At 43.3% G+C, this 15,872-nt stretch carries 13 protein-coding genes, 1 tRNA gene and 1 pseudogene; 5 read left to right on the top strand and 10 right to left on the bottom strand.

The window, feature by feature from the left end; genetic code table 11:
* Positions 1-248: 248 nt before the first annotated feature.
* The 3 genes from trpA to ndhL form a co-directional block, all read right to left on the bottom strand.
* Positions 249-1,046, bottom strand: coding sequence for a tryptophan synthase subunit alpha (gene trpA / locus QT973_RS03285; protein ID WP_333233507.1), 798 nt, complete (start codon positions 1,044-1,046; stop codon positions 249-251).
* 305 nt (positions 1,047-1,351) lie between these two features.
* Positions 1,352-1,657 (bottom strand): DUF3007 family protein, encoded by a 306-nt coding sequence (locus tag QT973_RS03280; protein WP_333056347.1) that lies wholly within the window; start codon positions 1,655-1,657, stop codon positions 1,352-1,354.
* Complete coding sequence (gene ndhL / locus QT973_RS03275) at positions 1,658-1,873, bottom strand: NAD(P)H-quinone oxidoreductase subunit L (protein ID WP_193972727.1); 216 nt, start codon at positions 1,871-1,873, stop codon at positions 1,658-1,660.
* A 198-nt stretch (positions 1,874-2,071) separates the two neighbouring features.
* Between ndhL and QT973_RS03270 the strand changes: the two genes are divergently transcribed.
* Positions 2,072-2,156, top strand: a tRNA-Leu gene (locus QT973_RS03270).
* A 279-nt stretch (positions 2,157-2,435) separates the two neighbouring features.
* On the opposite strand, the gene QT973_RS03265 is transcribed toward QT973_RS03270, so the two are convergent.
* From QT973_RS03265 to fmdA, 7 genes and pseudogenes are all read right to left on the bottom strand, one after another.
* Complete coding sequence (locus tag QT973_RS03265) at positions 2,436-4,343, bottom strand: ATP-binding protein (protein WP_333262318.1); 1,908 nt, start codon at positions 4,341-4,343, stop codon at positions 2,436-2,438.
* 150 nt (positions 4,344-4,493) lie between these two features.
* Positions 4,494-5,384 (bottom strand): phosphate/phosphite/phosphonate ABC transporter substrate-binding protein, encoded by an 891-nt coding sequence (phnD, locus tag QT973_RS03260; RefSeq protein ID WP_333056345.1) that lies wholly within the window; start codon positions 5,382-5,384, stop codon positions 4,494-4,496.
* Positions 5,385-5,718: 334 nt separating this feature from the next.
* Positions 5,719-6,126: pseudogene (locus QT973_RS03255) on the bottom strand (7-cyano-7-deazaguanine synthase).
* A 132-nt stretch (positions 6,127-6,258) separates the two neighbouring features.
* Entirely contained in the window at positions 6,259-8,034 is a 1,776-nt protein-coding gene (locus QT973_RS03250) for an ATP-binding protein (RefSeq protein ID WP_333211437.1), read from the bottom strand.
* Positions 8,035-8,275: 241 nt separating this feature from the next.
* Entirely contained in the window at positions 8,276-10,999 is a 2,724-nt protein-coding gene (locus QT973_RS03245) for a DNA methyltransferase (RefSeq protein ID WP_333211435.1), read from the bottom strand.
* 330 nt (positions 11,000-11,329) lie between these two features.
* On the bottom strand, positions 11,330-11,593 hold the full coding sequence (locus tag QT973_RS03240; protein ID WP_333211433.1) for a zinc ribbon domain-containing protein: 264 nt from the start codon (positions 11,591-11,593) through the stop codon (positions 11,330-11,332).
* Positions 11,594-11,725: 132 nt separating this feature from the next.
* Positions 11,726-12,901, bottom strand: coding sequence for a formamidase (fmdA, locus tag QT973_RS03235; RefSeq protein ID WP_333211431.1), 1,176 nt, complete (start codon positions 12,899-12,901; stop codon positions 11,726-11,728).
* A 203-nt stretch (positions 12,902-13,104) separates the two neighbouring features.
* On the opposite strand from fmdA, the gene QT973_RS03230 reads away from it, so the two are divergent.
* From QT973_RS03230 to QT973_RS03215, 4 genes are all read left to right on the top strand, one after another.
* Entirely contained in the window at positions 13,105-13,980 is an 876-nt protein-coding gene (locus tag QT973_RS03230) for an urease accessory protein UreD (protein WP_333211429.1), read from the top strand.
* A 173-nt stretch (positions 13,981-14,153) separates the two neighbouring features.
* On the top strand, positions 14,154-14,456 hold the full coding sequence (gene ureA, locus QT973_RS03225; protein WP_006635319.1) for an urease subunit gamma: 303 nt from the start codon (positions 14,154-14,156) through the stop codon (positions 14,454-14,456).
* A 33-nt stretch (positions 14,457-14,489) separates the two neighbouring features.
* On the top strand, positions 14,490-14,801 hold the full coding sequence (locus QT973_RS03220) for an urease subunit beta (protein WP_333056340.1): 312 nt from the start codon (positions 14,490-14,492) through the stop codon (positions 14,799-14,801).
* A 67-nt stretch (positions 14,802-14,868) separates the two neighbouring features.
* On the top strand, positions 14,869-15,870 hold the full coding sequence (locus tag QT973_RS03215) for a DUF91 domain-containing protein (RefSeq protein ID WP_333056339.1): 1,002 nt from the start codon (positions 14,869-14,871) through the stop codon (positions 15,868-15,870).
* Positions 15,871-15,872: the final 2 nt, after the last annotated feature.

Here is a 15,872-nt window from a genome sequence, read left to right as displayed (position 1 = left end):
CCCATTATTAAAAGTCGCAGCACAGCCCACCGGAGAAGGCAAAGTCGTTTGCATACATAGCTGTTTGGTTCTCCATGCCTCCACTATGTTGAAATGTTGTGCGTGTTCGGCTCAAAAAAAACCTTCTAGTCAGGAACTAGAAGGAATGTGGTGTATTATCTCAAGTACAACAAGGTCTTTAATCGCAATTGTGATGGCACATCCCGATCGCACACATCTGTCTAATGGCTGAAAGTATTGTACAGTTACTAAGGATTTTGAATCGCTGTTTTTAGACTTTTGCAGAATTCGCCGATCGCCTCTAAGCCCTGTTCTGGAGTACCTTCTGCCAACCGTTTGACAAAAGCACTACCAACAATCGCAGCATCTGCACCCCATTCTTTCACTTGGCGAGCGTGTTCGGGTTGCGAGATACCAAACCCGACCCCGATGGGTTTGTCGGTGACGGCGCGAAGTTCTTGCAGCAACTCTTTTGCTCTCGTTTCTAAGCCTTCGCGTACTCCCGTCACCCCCGTCACACTGACTAAGTAAATAAATCCTTGAGACTGACGAGCGATCGCTTCTATACGACTTTTGGGACTTGTCGGCGCAACTAATAATGTTAGTTCAATCCCTAATTTGTTGGCAGGTTGGATGAGACTGTCTGCTTCTTCTAAGGGCAAGTCTGGTACAACCAATCCCTGAACTCCAGCACTTTTGATTTGCTGCAAGAAGGTTTCTATACCTCGGTACAAAATCGGGTTGTAGTATGTGAAGAGAATGATGGGCGATCGCAAATTCGGACTAACTTTCGCTACCATTTCCAGCACCGAATCTAACCGCGTTCCCCGCTGTAGAGCCCTTGTAGCAGCGGCTTGAATCACCGGCCCGTCAGCTAGCGGGTCAGAATAGGGAACGCCAAGCTCGATCGCATCTGCACCATTGTCATCCAAAATTTGCAGTGCTTTAGCCGTTGTCTCCAAGTCTGGGTCGCCAGCAGTAATAAAAGGAATCAATGCACATTGGTGGTTCTTGCGTAACTTTTCAAAACAATTAGAAATAGTCATTAGTTATTAGTCATCAGTCATTGGTTGTTGGCAGTTGGTTGTTGGCAGTTGGTTGTTGGCAGTTGGTTGTTGGCAGTTGGCAGTTGGTTGTTGGCAGTTGGTATTAGCTAATAACAACTAATATCATGTCCGAGCGATTAACCATAATAGCCCGGTCGGGGCGGGTTTTTGAGATTGTCAATTATGGGCGGTATTGTTTGTGAACCCGCCCCTACAAAAATCGCGATCGCTCGACCGGACATGATATAACAACTAACCACTGACAACTAACAACTAACCACTGACAATTGACAACTAACCACTGACTAACTATCTTTTTCCTGCTCAATTTCGGCTTGAAGTTTGGCTAATTCTTCAGGAGTGAGTGCATCCAGTTGCTTCTGCAAGACAGCTTCTTTGTAGTCTTGCAATTGCTGGCTGTAGGTCATATTTTGAGTCAGTGCTCGAAATAAATAAGTCACCAGCCAGCCAATCAAGCCAGCAACCAAAAACAACTGACTCCAAATCCCGGCATTCATACTGTCGAGTCCGGCAAATTGCAGTAGCAAGTAGACAAACCCACCTGCTACAAAAAAGCCGACACTGATTCCAATTACGTCAATACGTCGCATTTAGGCTTCTATCTGCCGCCGTTTGGGCCGAAAATTCAAAAATGGAGCTAGGAGAAACATACCTGGGAAGAAGAAGAACATCAAGAAGTACATGAAGCCCCGCTCAAAAGAGGTAGCGACGTACCAGCGGCTGTTCAGGTAAGCGTAGGTGGCCGCGGGTACTACCAGGAGGTAGGCTCCTGCCAAGACGGCGTAAAGCAGTAAGGTAATATACATAGATTTGCTTTAGGGGAATAATAACACCGGTAAGTCAGTTGACACGCTCCGTTAGCTGGTTAACTATTGTACCGCTTGCGGAGATCCAGCGCGACTTTTGGGAATTTTTTGATTAGGGGTTGCGTAAATCGGGGTTTTGCCTGTAGAATAAAAGGCTGTTGCTGTTAATCGCTCAAAACCACAGCAGCTTGACCAAAGGGGGGCGTGGCGGAATGGTAGACGCTACGGACTTAAAATCCGTTGACCCGAAACGGTCGTGTGGGTTCAAGTCCCTCCGCCCCCATCCATTTCAATCGTTAGTGATTCAACGGTTTCAGATTTCTTGTCACCAAGAGTTCTGTTTTCCGCTCAATTTTCGCGCTAATGGTTTTTTACTAAGTCCAAAAGCGCCTCTATATCTGCCCAGTTCGCCCCGACTTTTTACGTCGGGCTGTCAACTGGTTGAGCAAATCGGCTGGTTTGGGAAATTGGGCGGCTGTCGGAGCTGAGTTTAAATAGTCGAATAACAAATTATGTGCCGTCGTTAACACATTAATGTCCTCAAAATAGACAATATCTAGCTTCAAGTTTGAGATGAGGCGGGGAGTGCGATCGCAAACTCTGCTCCCCCTCCCAAAGATGAAATTACCTCTATTTTTCCCCGATGTTTTTCCACAATTTGGTAGCAAATTGCGAGTCCGATACCAGTGCCTTTTCCTGGTTCTTTAGTTGTAAAAAATGGGTCAAATAGCTTGTTTTGGATTGCGGATGGAATGCCAGGGCCGTTATCGCAAATTCGCACCATAATTTGGCTACTGTCCAACTTTTGCGTCTGAATTAAAATCTGAGGAATTTTCTCTTTTTTAGCGTCATGGGATGACTCTTCTAGTGCATCTATCGCATTTGCTATAATATTCATAAAGACTTGATTGAGCTGGGCTGGGTAACACTCTATTTCTGGCAATTCTCCATAGTTTTTGACAACTTCAATTCCCTGCTTGAGCCGACTGTTCAAAATCAACAGTGTATTGTCAATGCCTTCATGAATATCAACTAATTTCATTTGAGATTCATCTAAGCGAGAGAAATTTCGCAAAGACAAAACTATTTGCCGGATGCGTTCTGAACCTATTTTCATAGATTCAAGCAGTTTTAGTAAATCTTCTGTGATAAATTCTAGTTCTATTTCTGCGATTTCTTGTGCGATCGCCTCTGTGGGTTGCGGGTATTCCTGCTGATATAGACGAAGTAAATGCAGCAAGTTTATAATATACTCGTTGGCATATTCTAGGTTGCCGTGAATAAAGTTAATAGGGTTGTTGATTTCATGGGCTACCCCTGCCACCATCTGCCCTAAACTCGACATTTTTTCGGTTTGGATTAACTGGGTTTGGGTGTGTTTTAGTTGGTGAAGCGCTGCTGTAAGCTCTTCTGTTCTTTCTTCTACTCGCTCTTCCAAAGTTTGGCGAGCCAGCTCTAATTCATGGGTGTATTCTGCTACCCATTGAACTAATTGATTGATGGATTTTGCTAAGGTTCCCACTTCATCTTCTGTGGTGACAGGCGCTTGCAAATCAAAGTTTGCTTGTTGAGTAATAGTTTTAGCCACGCTGGTTACAGCTTGGATAGGGATGGCGATCGCGCGACTGGTACAAATGGCTAGAAAAGTAGCGATCACAACTGAAACTAACATACTCACTACGATGATTTGCACTCGCAATTTCTCAGCTCTCTTAAAATTAACAGAAGCTTGTCTCTGCTGTGCCTTAGCTACTTCTGTCATCAAGCTTAAACTCTCTGACAGTCGCTCAAACTTAACATCGAGCTTAACAGCTCTATCCCCTCTGATTAAATCCAATACTTGCTGCTGCGCCTGTTTAACGTCCTCTAGTTTTAGTGAGGAGGGAGCTATTTCTTGCCAAAAAGATTTGAGCAATTTAGAATACGAATCTGTCGCAGTTGTGTAACCGTCTAATAATTCCTTTAATTCAGCATAATTTACTGCTAATTCTTCCGAGTATTCTTCACTAAAAGTGTCTATTTCTGCAATATTTTTTTTAACTGCCTTAACATCTTTCGAGAACTTAGCAGTTTCATATTCAAACCAGATTGAATCTCCCAAGATAGATATTAGTCGTTTGGGATGTGACTGGACTACCTGCACGGAATATTCTAAATCCCTGAGCAAATCTTGTTGATCGTCGGCGAAGGTTAAAGCTTTGAAAGCTTGCTTTTGGTAATAGTCTCCACAGATCATTCCCCCTGTGGTTCCTAGTACGGCTATTCCAATTGCTAGGGAGTAGCCATAATTAATTTTTTGGGCAATGCTCAAACGAGAAATGAAACGGTTAATTGCAATGAAGGGAGTTTTTTTGAGATAATTTTTAATTTCGCGAGATCCTTCACTGACAGGGACATTATTTTTACCTCTATTTAGGATAAGGTTTTTGAACCTCACAGCCCTATTCTCTCCCTGTTCAAACTTTTGCATACTGGCAACCTGAGCTAAATTTTAACAACTTTATCAATTAGTAAATGCACGTAAATAAACTTTCTGATTCCTAGTACCAAATCTTCTCTATAGTTTATGGATTAAGGGCTAACGCCCTACTACAAAGTCGGCATTAGATAAAACTTAACCTTACAAAACATTCCCCTGACCAATAGCTTTATAAACTTCACGAATCATGTTATAATCACTGTCGTTTGCTGGGACCAGTTTAGCTCCTTGATACTTATCATTATCTTTCCCAACTAAAATTGCTTCAATTAGCTTATCTTGATTTTCGACCAGGCGATCGCGAATTTCTTCAACAAGAGTATTAGGCAGATTACTACTAGCAACAAACAAATCATTAGGTAAGGGTTGCCCTGTGGCAATAATCCGAAAATCCTTGGTTGATAAACTGTCTGTTTTGAGTAAATCTTTGTATCTATTCACACCAATTGCTAAGGCATCAACTTGGTCTTTTTTGAGAGCCTGCAAACCCTTGATTCCCAACATTGAGATTTTGAAGTCGGATTGGGGATTTAAGCCAGCATCCAGGAGAATTTTAATCGGGCTTAGATGACCACCAGTTGCACCTATTTCCCACATAGCTATTGTTTTACCTTTCAATTGTGCTGCGGACTTAATTTCGCTATTGGCACGAACAAGAATAATTGAGTGATAGTCGGGGCGGGTGATGGCAATGATGGGAACAGCATTTGTCCGGGCCCGCATAATCACATATTCAGATGGCCCTGTTAGAGCTAGTTTTAGCTGACCAGACTGGAGAGCTACTGCTGCTTCTATATAGTTATCGACAGGGAACAATTCAATTTTTTTCTCCAAAACTTCCCCAAGAACACTGCGAAAGGTTTGATAATTTTGCTGCAAATCTTCTGCACCATGAACATCAGTCACAGCAAATTCAAGGGTTTCAGGTTCACTTACGGCCAAACTGGAAGAAGTGCGATTAGATTGATTTACTGTTGTAGAACAGCTTGCTACAAACAATAGGGATAACCCAACAAAATGCCGCCGCTTCATAATTTTTAGGAGTTTGAGTGGCAGTTGAAAATTGCATAACTATTATAAGCTATTTGGAAGAAACTTTCATTAAAATAGATTATCCGTTGGTTAAGCTTCAGTCAAGTGTTGTGGCAAAATTATTAAGAAAATTTTTATCGAGGGGTTTTATGGTTGCGAGTATCAGGCTGCGGATCTTGTAAACTTAACTCATGAAACGCTGCCAGCTTTAACTCAGGAGCGCTAATTAAATAACTTACAATTTTAATTGTTATTGTGGGATGGGCGTCCCGCCCATCATGAGTGGACGGGCGGGACGCCCATCCCACTTTCAAGAGTGGAAGTTATTTAATTCTCATTCCTCACAGGAATTGCCAACGCCGTCAGCAACTTTACCGCCGCCGTAACAAAACCAAGTTTTTTTGCAAGGCACTCCCCCATTATTGCCTAATTTAATGATTGCTGTCTTTTTTAGCTCAATCAGAGGTATTAAGATAGAGAGTGCATCGCCTTCTCTCTCCTATTATGCCCCGATCCGAAATACTTCTTGCATGGCTTGAATATAATGGGGGCGACAGTGCCGATAGCCGGAATAATCTAAAGCGTTGACACTAATGTAAACGCGATCGGCGTTGAGAGTTTCGGCCCCGGAGATGCCAAAACTTAGAAAAATTGTATTGCGATCGATAACGTAGGTGATGGGCAGGCTTTCGGAGATTGGATCGAGGGTGCGATCGCGCTTAAGCGTCTGGCTATCCTGCAACCGCTTTGAAGGGAGCGATCGCCTCAACGGATCTCTGATGGTGTACAATCCCGTATCACCAGCACGCCTCAAGAGGACTTTGATTGTCTAATTTTTGCACGTCCAAACAAAAACGAAGTCGCCCCGCGAATATTACACAGCAACTGGCAAAGTAATCACAAATTCCGTACCTTGTCCTATTTGAGAATTCACCTCTATTTTGCCTTGATGCTTGGCAAGGATTTGATAGGAAATAGCCAATCCTAATCCAGTACCTTTGCCGATCGACTTTGTAGTAAAAAATGGGTCAAAAATCTGTTGGACACAGGCTGCTGCAATTCCCGGCCCGTTATCCCGAATCTTGACGGTGACAGTATTGTCGGCTGTAATTTCCGTGCTCACCCAAATCGTTGGCGAATAGCCTTTGTCTTCCTTTTTCACCTCCTCCAGCGCATCTATTGCATTGCTAATAATATTCATAAATACTTGATTCAGTTGCGCGGGATAGCACTCAACCGCAGGCAAATTGCCGTATTGTTTAATAACTTGAATACCTTGTTTGATCCGATGATTGAGAATTACGAGGGTGCTATCAATTCCTTCGTGAATGTCGGCTGATTTCATTTTTCCGTCGTCCGATCGCGAAAAATTCCGCATGGATACGACAATTTCGCGAATGCGATCGGCTCCCATTTTCATCGAAGAGAGGGTTTTTGGCAAATCTTCTCTGAGAAATTCGAGTTCAATGTCTTCGATGCGCTCTAGAATGGCATCTGGTGGGTTGGGATAGTATTCTTGATAGAGAGTTACCAAACCTGCCAAATCTTCGATGTATTGGTTGGCATAGTCAATGTTGCCCCCGATGAAGTTGACAGGATTGTTAATTTCGTGGGCTATCCCTGCCACCATTTGACCGAGAGACGACATTTTTTCGGTTTGAATTAATTGGGATTGAGTTTCTTTGAGTTCTTTTGTATACTCACTAACTCGCTGAATCAATTGATTGAAAGAGACAGCTAAAACTCCTATTTCGTCGTCGGTTGTGACTGGTACTTGCAGGTTAAAATTCGATTCGCGAGCAACTTGCTGAGCGACATTAGTGACTGTTTCGAGGGGTTGGGCGATCGCGCGGCTGGTTTTGTCCGCTAGCGCCGCGGCGATGAGTGCTGAAATTAGCATACTTCCGAGAATAATTCGGTTTCGCAAATTTTCAGATTCTTCTAATGCTTGGGTTCCTTCCTGTTTGTGAATTTCTACTTGAGAAATTAGCTCAGTTAAACGTTGAGCGAGGTTATCTAGTACGATCGCCTCTTGGCCGCTGCTAGTCCTCAACATTTGTAGCTGTGCGGACTCGATGCTGTTGGGGGGCAAATTCCAAACTTCCGCTTCTTTTAACTGCAATTTAATTAGCTGACCGTAGTAATCAATGACGAGGGCAGATTTCTTCAATATAGCGTGCAATGCTGCCTCTTCTGTTGCTAGTCTCTTGGGATGTTCTCGTGCGAAAGATTCAAGTTCTGAAATCAGGATTTTGGCCTGATTGATTTGCCCGACAAAGCGATCGTGTTCGTATTGCAGCCACACGGCGTTTCCCAAAACGACTGGCAATCTCGCCGCGTGCGATCGGGCTTCAAATACGGTATTTTGCAAATTTTGCAGCAGTTGCTGCTGCTGCCCAGCAACATTTACCTGAACTAAAGCTTGCTGGTGAAAGTAGTCTCCCAATCTCAGTCCCGCACCAGTTCCCAAAATCGCTATGCCGATAGCTAAAGCATAGCCATAGCTGATTTTTTGACCGATCCGCAAATAGTTGAATCGTCCTTTTAGCCAACTTATATTAATGTTTGAATGGTGTAACAAGGTTTTTTTAGCAGAGTGTTCTTGCTCTACTTTGCTATCTTGGGGCTGAGTGTGGGTAAATAATAACATTGAAAGCTCCTCCCAAAACAATCAGGAGTAATTGAGCGAATAAATGCAGAAGGCACTTATGCTGAAAGCAGAAAGCTGTTTTGAGTGTTTAATTTTTAAATTTTAAATTTTTAACTCAAAAATCACAACTCAAGACTCAAGGCTTCCCCTAGTATCTCTCTTTTTCGACTAGAGTGTTTGTGATCTATATCAACAATCTATGTGATTATACGCAAATTTACAAAAGTTATGATAAGAGCGATTAGTATTTGTAGTCAGTTGGAACACAAGCCCCAACTACCGGCTCTCCCCGTTTTTCTTTTTCTGCCAGTTCTAGGTTTAATTCCAGCACTTTTGCTAAAATATCGTCGCTGTCAGTAAATCCATAAGCTGCATTACATTCGCGATCGAGCGCTTCATGAAGTTTATAAAGTTGACTTGTGGGTTCTTCAAAAAACTTATTGTAAACTTGAGTAATTCCCCACTGCTTTGCGGACATTTGTTGAGTGCGGTATTGATGCAATTCGACCGCCGTTGCCCGAATTTGCTCTACTGATTTACGAGTCGGTGTCTGGGGAAATGGGAAAGTTTCAAAGCAGGTATTGTGGGTGTATGCGATATCTCCTTTGAGAGTTGATTTTTGAGCGTGCATCCAAATTCGGTGAATGTTAGATGAGAGAATGCCGAGAATATAAAAGTCTTCTGAGGCAACAACTACTGATTTGTCTCCCGGCAGCCAACTAACGGGGGCGGGAATGAAGACAGCCCACTTTGAGACTCTCGGTACAGTGAAGTAGTCAGATAAGGGGGCGATCGCCTTTCTCATTCCTTGATTAGTACGCTTAAATCTCCACCACTTTTCTCGCAGAATAGCTTCGCGGTTTTGCTCGCGTTCAGGTTTAACATGAATCCTAATATGCTCTAGTGGTAGTTCGTAATTGCTAGCTTCTTCAATACTCATATCATTAAAATCAATAATCCAGCGTTCCGGCGTACAATTAGGATTTTTTGCGAGATTTGCCCCCATTGAAAAAAGTTTAAGAACCTCTTGATTTTTCGCATCAGCTTTAATCCAATCATTAACCTGCTGTTGAGTAACAATAAACCCCATTCCCACTGGAATTACACCTTGAAAGCATTTGTTTGAGTTCGCTGACAACCGGGCAGCTTGAGAAACATCAATCGTAGCTTGTAGCGAAGAGTTAATACTTGAAACCGCGAGATTATCTAAATAGTAAACTTTCGGCTTTTCCTTGCTCCAGTTAATCAAACTAACATGAACCTTAGCTTCCCCAGACCAAGGCTGAGTAGAAACGGCTGCATAAATGTAACCGCCATTTTGCGCGACATAATCTAAAGCAGCAGCACGACTTTTACCTTGACTAATTGAATTAGTAGCAACTAAACCAGCCCTGCCATTTAGTTCTAAATTATTGTGAGCAATGCGAAACCAATAAGCACAAAAATCAACCGAATCTTTCACATCAGGAAAGCGTTTAAACACGCGGTCAATATATTCATCTCCCAGGGCAATTCTCATGTGCTTTCCGCCTAAAAACGGAGGATTCCCGATAATCGCGTCAGCCTTTACCCAATCAGTAAATAAAGCATCAGCACAGACAATATTTTTATCCAAAGTATCCAAAGGCAGAGAAGGTTCTTTCAATCCCAAATTGTCGATCGCCACCTTGCGGCCAATCATCAACGTCACTCGCGCCAACTCCACCGCAAACGAGTTAATATCCATGCCGTAAAATTGCAGCGGCGTGACTAAATTCATATAACCTCTTGTACCGTCGAACTCGTTTAGCTTATCTAAAAGTAACTTTTCAACTTGCTTGAGTTCCTGATAAGCTACATACAGAAAATTACCCGAACCACAAGCCGGATCTAGGACGCGATAGCGACCTAATTCTTGGTGCAGATTTTGCAGTTTGGCTACGGTATTTGCAGCGTTAATTCGCTCTTCCCAGTAATAGCTAATTGTGGGCAAAACAATGCGACGAATGTCTCCCTCAGTAGTAAAGTGAATCCCGTAAGCGCGGCGCTGTTTTTTATCTGTTTTCAAAGCGGATTCAAAGATATTGCCAAAAATAGAAGGGCGTACCTGACTCCAATTTTGTTCGGCACAAACTTCTAATATTTTCAACTCTCCCTGTTGCAGTTCAATGGGGTGTATTTCCGAAAATAATCCGCCGTTGAAATACTCGACTCCTTCATAACGTCCTGCGGGCGTGACTCCCTGCTGATTCATTGCTTGAAATAAGCCGCCCAAGACATCGTAAGAACTTGCTCCTTCTAGGCAATCTTTGACGCAGCGAGTAAAGAATGCCGGCGGCAAAAGTCCTCTATCTTCGGCAAACATTGCTAAGACGCACTGCAACACAAATCGCTGGGCCTGAAACTGATTAAATTTAGCAAATTTGCGCTCTTGGCCGCGATCGATTAGCATTTCCAGTAGCATCCCCATTCTGCTAGCAGCTTTTTCGGTAATCTCGACTTGGTTGTTTTTGAATATGGGGCGGCGGCTGGTAGATTCCATGAAGGCAAAAGCGGGCGATCGCGCGGGCAATTGCTTTAGGGATATAATGTCTACAGGCTGATCCGGCTGAAGGTCGAAATCGTAAATGTGAAACTCGTCAAAATTGCACATCATTACGTAGCGCGGGCGATCGTCTTTTTTGAGGCGAATATAATAGCGTTCTGTTTGGGTGCGGTGTTCTCTTTTAGTCAAATCTTCACCGCGCTTTTTCATTTCAATCAAAACGTGCTTTTTCCACACCAAATCAGCAAATCCGAGTTGACCTTTTTTGCTGCTTTTTTCTATGCGTTCCTCATAGGTTGCGCCGGCTTCTAATGCCCCCTCGTGGCCGAAAGCCCGAAAGAAGCGGTCTAAAAATACCTGTGCTTGTCCTTTTTCATCGCCTGTAATGTGTTGTTGGCAGTAGGTGACGAATTTTTGGAGGCTTTCAGGGGTGGCTGGCATGGGAGGATAATTTAAAACGCATATTAATTAGTATAATCTGGTTAGAAGTTACGCAGCGATCGCTTAAAATTTCGATACTCCCTAGCCTTTTTTAAAGAGAGTAGAATTGATTCATACTTCCTTGGCCCGCCATGCCCGCCATGCCCGCCATGCCCGCCAGGGACTGAAGTCCCTGTCTAATAGCAAAAGTCGGTTGAAACCGACTGAAATACAGGACTTACGCACAGCAAGCAAATACTAACTTTACAGTCCTCATAGCGAGGACTTTCGCTTTGAGGCAGGGAATTCATTCCCTGCCGGACTATCGGACTGTCGGAATATCAAACTACATCAGTGACCGATCATCCAAGGCCGTCCCCCTCGGTGTTCGCGATTCCGCTGCGGTTTAGGTTCCTCAGAACGCTTAACTACCTCCGGTTCCCGATTTTCTTGACCTTTCAACCGCAGCTTTCCAGTTAGAATCATCGGCGGCGAAAAGATGCGTTTAGCAACAGTTTCGCAACTCGGACAAAGCACCGGTGTATCTGCTTCTGCAAGAGGGCGCCACTTATCAAAAGTGCCGCAAGTTTCACACTTAAAATCGTAGAGAGGCATATCAATTTTTGATTGCTGATACTAACAGGACTTAGGCAAAGAAACCGGGTTTCTCTGCAAAATCGTTGGTTGATAACTAGAGATTTACGAAGAAACCCGGTTTCTGACCTCGACGTGCGTCCAGGACTGTAATTAAGACGGCAGAATATCCATCTGGAAAATTTCTGTCGGTAAAGCAATCGTGCAGCAAGCATTAGGAATATCCACAATGCCGCTGATGCGACCCTCAACCGGAGCACAGCTTAACAGTAAATACGCTTGTTCTCCGGTAAAACCAAACTTTTTCAAATATTCGATCGCATTCAAACAAGCTCGGCGATAAGCAACGTGGGCATCCATATAATACTGCTGACCCGTAAATTCATCAACAGAAATCCCTTCAAAAACGAGGTACTCAGAATAGCGGGGTTCCACCGGCCCGGGTTTGAAAATCGGGTTGACCATCGCGTATTTATCCATGCCACCTTTGATAATATCAACGTGGAGGTCGATGTAACCCGACATTTCAATTGCCCCGCAGAATGAAATTTCCCCGTCTCCTTGAGAAAAGTGAATATCTCCCATCGAAAGTTTCGCGCCTTCGACATAAACCGGGAAATAAATCCTCGAACCCCGCGACAGGTTTTTAATATCGCAATTGCCGCCGTGTTCGCGGGGAGGAACAGTGCGCGCCGCTTCTGCCGCCACTCGCTCGAATTCTGCCCCTTGCAGCGACCCCAAAACAGCATTTTTGGGGTTCGGCAGTGCTGCTAAAGGCGGCACTCTATCGGGATTTGTGGCTACTAATTCCGCTTCCCGTTTGTTCCATTTATTCAACAATTCCTGAGAAGGAGCGCAGCCGATTAAACCCGGATGAGTAATCCCAGCAAACCTGACTTTTGGTATGTGTCGGGAAGCGGTATAAATTCCCTGAAAATCCCAAATTGCTTTAGCAGCAGTCGGAAAATGTTCGGTCAAGAAACCGCCGCCGTTTTCTTTAGCAAAAATTCCCGTAAAACCCCATTCGTCCCCTTGCAAAGCCCCGATATCGAGGATATCGACTACTAAAATATCCCCGGGCTGCGCGCCGTTAACGTAAATTGGCCCGCTCAAAACGTGAACTACTGTTAAGTCTACATCGCGAATGTCGTCGGGATTGTCGTCATTTTTAATTTGTCCGTCTGTCCAGTCTTTGCACTCGATGCGAAATACATCGCCGGGATTGACGGAAACTACTGCTGGAATATCTGGATGCCAGCGATTGTGACCGACTAATTCCTGTTCGGACATCGGTTTGGTCAAATCAACTTTGAAGAGAACTTGAGGCATATTCTGCACTCCTCTAGTTACTGATTTTTACATGGTACGCGCATCTTCGCCGATCTGATGGTTGATAAATGTAAATTCTTATACTAATAAGTGCAGAAACCAAAAATATTTCCGATAACGATTATCATTATTTAACTAATTGGAGGGAAGCGCCGCAGTCGTGGTATGTTTTTGATAGTGAATGTTTTTAAATTAAAAAATTAGTGACTGAAAATTTGACCAAACAACATATAGATCAAGTTGAAACTGGATGGCACGGCCACCTCAATTTAGTCTACGCTAACCGCAGCGGTGCAACTCAAATCATTCACAATCAAATGCAAGCACCCCTCAAGGTGCAGCGCCCGTTTTATCCTGAAGGGAAAGAGATTTGCCACAGCGTCATCTTGCACACGGCTGGGGGAGTTGTCGGGGGCGATCGACTTTCGGGCCATTTTCACCTCCAAGCCAACGCCAAAGCCTTGATTACCACGGCCGCCGCTGGTAAAATCTATCGCAGCAGCGGACTAGAATCACAACAAAATATTGACATTAAACTAGAATCTGGTGCTAATTTAGAATGGCTGCCCCAAGAAACTATAGTTTTTGATGGCGCCATATATCGGCAAAATTTGCGGGTAGAATTAGCACCAACAGCGAAGATTTTACTGTGGGAAATTACCAGATTTGGACGCAGTGCTAGGGGCGAAAAGTTCTTGTCGGGAGAATGGATCTCGCACACCGAAGTCTGGCAACAAAACAGTCCTTTATGGATTGATAGACAATTGCTAAAAGGTGGAGAAAAAATGCTCGAAAGTCCTCACGGCCTCGCAGGAAAACCCGTAGTCGCCACCCTCGCTTGGGTAGGCGAACCCGTAACCACAGAAGTCGTCGAAAAAGTGCGAGATTTGCCATCTGAGGCAACAATTTATCCTGGTAATTCCACCGTCGGCGTGACTCGTATTCCTAACGGTTTGCTGTGCCGATATCGCGGTACATCCACAACTGCAGCGAGAGACTGGTTTGTCAGCATTTGGCACTTGCTGCGCTTGTCTTTTTCAGAACGCCCTTGCTGTTTGCCCAGAGTTTGGATAAAATAGGATGATATTTGAGTTTCAATCTATAGTTGCCCTCCTAACTAGATTATTCATCTCTCTCTTCTGGAGACTCTGCGCCCTCTGCGCCCTCTGCGGTTTAATCATTCTTAATCATTCAGCAACAACCGTAAACGATATCATAACCAAATAATGCGATCGCACTTACAAGAATAAAAATGCAACTCACCCCCCAAGAAAAAGACAAACTGCTGATTTTCACCGCCGCCCTGGTAGCAGAGCGCCGCAAACAAAGAGGTTTAAAATTAAACTATCCAGAAGCACTAGCCTACATTTCCGCCGCCATTTTAGAAGGAGCCAGAGATGGCCTCACCGTCGCCGATTTAATGAGTTACGGAACAACTCTCCTGACGCGGGAAGATGTGATGGAAGGGATAGCAGAAATGGTGCATGAAGTCCAGGTTGAGGCGACTTTTCCCGATGGAACTAAGTTGGTAACAGTACACGATCCGATACGTTAAAAAATCAACCACATAGACTCAGAGGAGGAAAAGATGATTCCCGGAGAAATGATTGTTTCAGCAGGCGAAATAGAATTAAATGCAGGGCGTAAAATACTACGGTTGCTGGTAGGAAATAAAGGCGATCGACCCATTCAAATCGGTTCCCACTATCACTTTTATGAAGCCAACGAAGCCTTAGAATTTAATCGAGAACAAACAAAAGGAATGCGGTTGGATATCCCCGCAGGTACAGCAGTCAGGTTTGAACCGGGAGATGAAAGGGAAGTGCAATTAGTGCCGTTTGTTGGTAGTCGTCAAGTCTACGGCTTCAATGGAAAAGTGAATGGTGAGTTAGATGGATGAGATTTTTAGAGGGACGAGACTTTTTGGCCGAACTTAAAAAGAATAATTAGTAGGAGGATAATTCGATATGCCCGATCAAATTAGATTGTGGGAAATATCAAAGGATAAATTGAATGAAATTACCGAATCTAAGTTAGACTTAGAATTTCGTTTGGAAACCTGGCTAGATAATGATATTTCCCTCCTAGCAGATGATCTCTTAGTAATTGGTCGGCAAGTGATTACTGATTATGGTGGAAAACTTGACCTTTTATGTATAGATAGGTACGGAGATTTAGTCATTGTTGAGTTAAAGAAGGACAAAACATCAAGAGAAGTAACAGCACAAGCCTTGGATTACGCCTCATGGGTTAAGGATTTGTCAAAGGAGAGAGTTACAGAAATTGCCAATGCTTATTTACTGACTAAAAATGGCAGTAACTTAGAAGATGCTTTCTGTGATAAATTTAGCTCAGAATTCCCTGATATTTTGAATTATCAGCACAACATTATAATTGTAGCTGCACAGATAGATATTATTTCTGAAAGGATTATTAAATACTTGTCAGAAACTTATGGTGTGAGAATCAATGTCGCAACATTCCAGTATTTCCGTGACTCAAGCGGTAGAGAGTTACTAGCAAGAAAAATGTTTATCGAGCCTGAAATAAAACCTGTAAATATATCAAAAAAAAATCCCACTTTGACCCTGGAACAATTACTTGAAATAGCAGATAGCAATGAATTTGGAAAAGTCTATAGACTACTTTATGACGAAGTTGTACCAGATATATTTTGGATAAATACAACAACAAAAGGTCTGGCATTGAGAGAAAGAAGTCAAAATGGCAAACTTATCTTAAATCTTTTGTTAACTGAAAGCACGCCTAGGAATGGTCTAAAAGTTAAGGTATACATAGATAGAATTTCAAACTATTTAAACATTGATGCAGAAGAGTTTGCTAATTTGTTGCCTAACTATCAAGAAATAGAACAAAATGATTCCTTTGGTTTAATTGCTGAAGGATTCTTTAAAACAGAAGAACAGGTGAACCAGTTTGTGGGAAAATTAAATCAAGTAAGGAGCTAATT

The sequence above is a fragment of the Microcoleus sp. Z1_A1 genome (assembly GCF_036700305.1).
Lineage (GTDB): Bacteria > Cyanobacteriota > Cyanobacteriia > Cyanobacteriales > Microcoleaceae > Microcoleus.
This window is presented reverse-complemented; position numbering and strand designations above follow the sequence as displayed.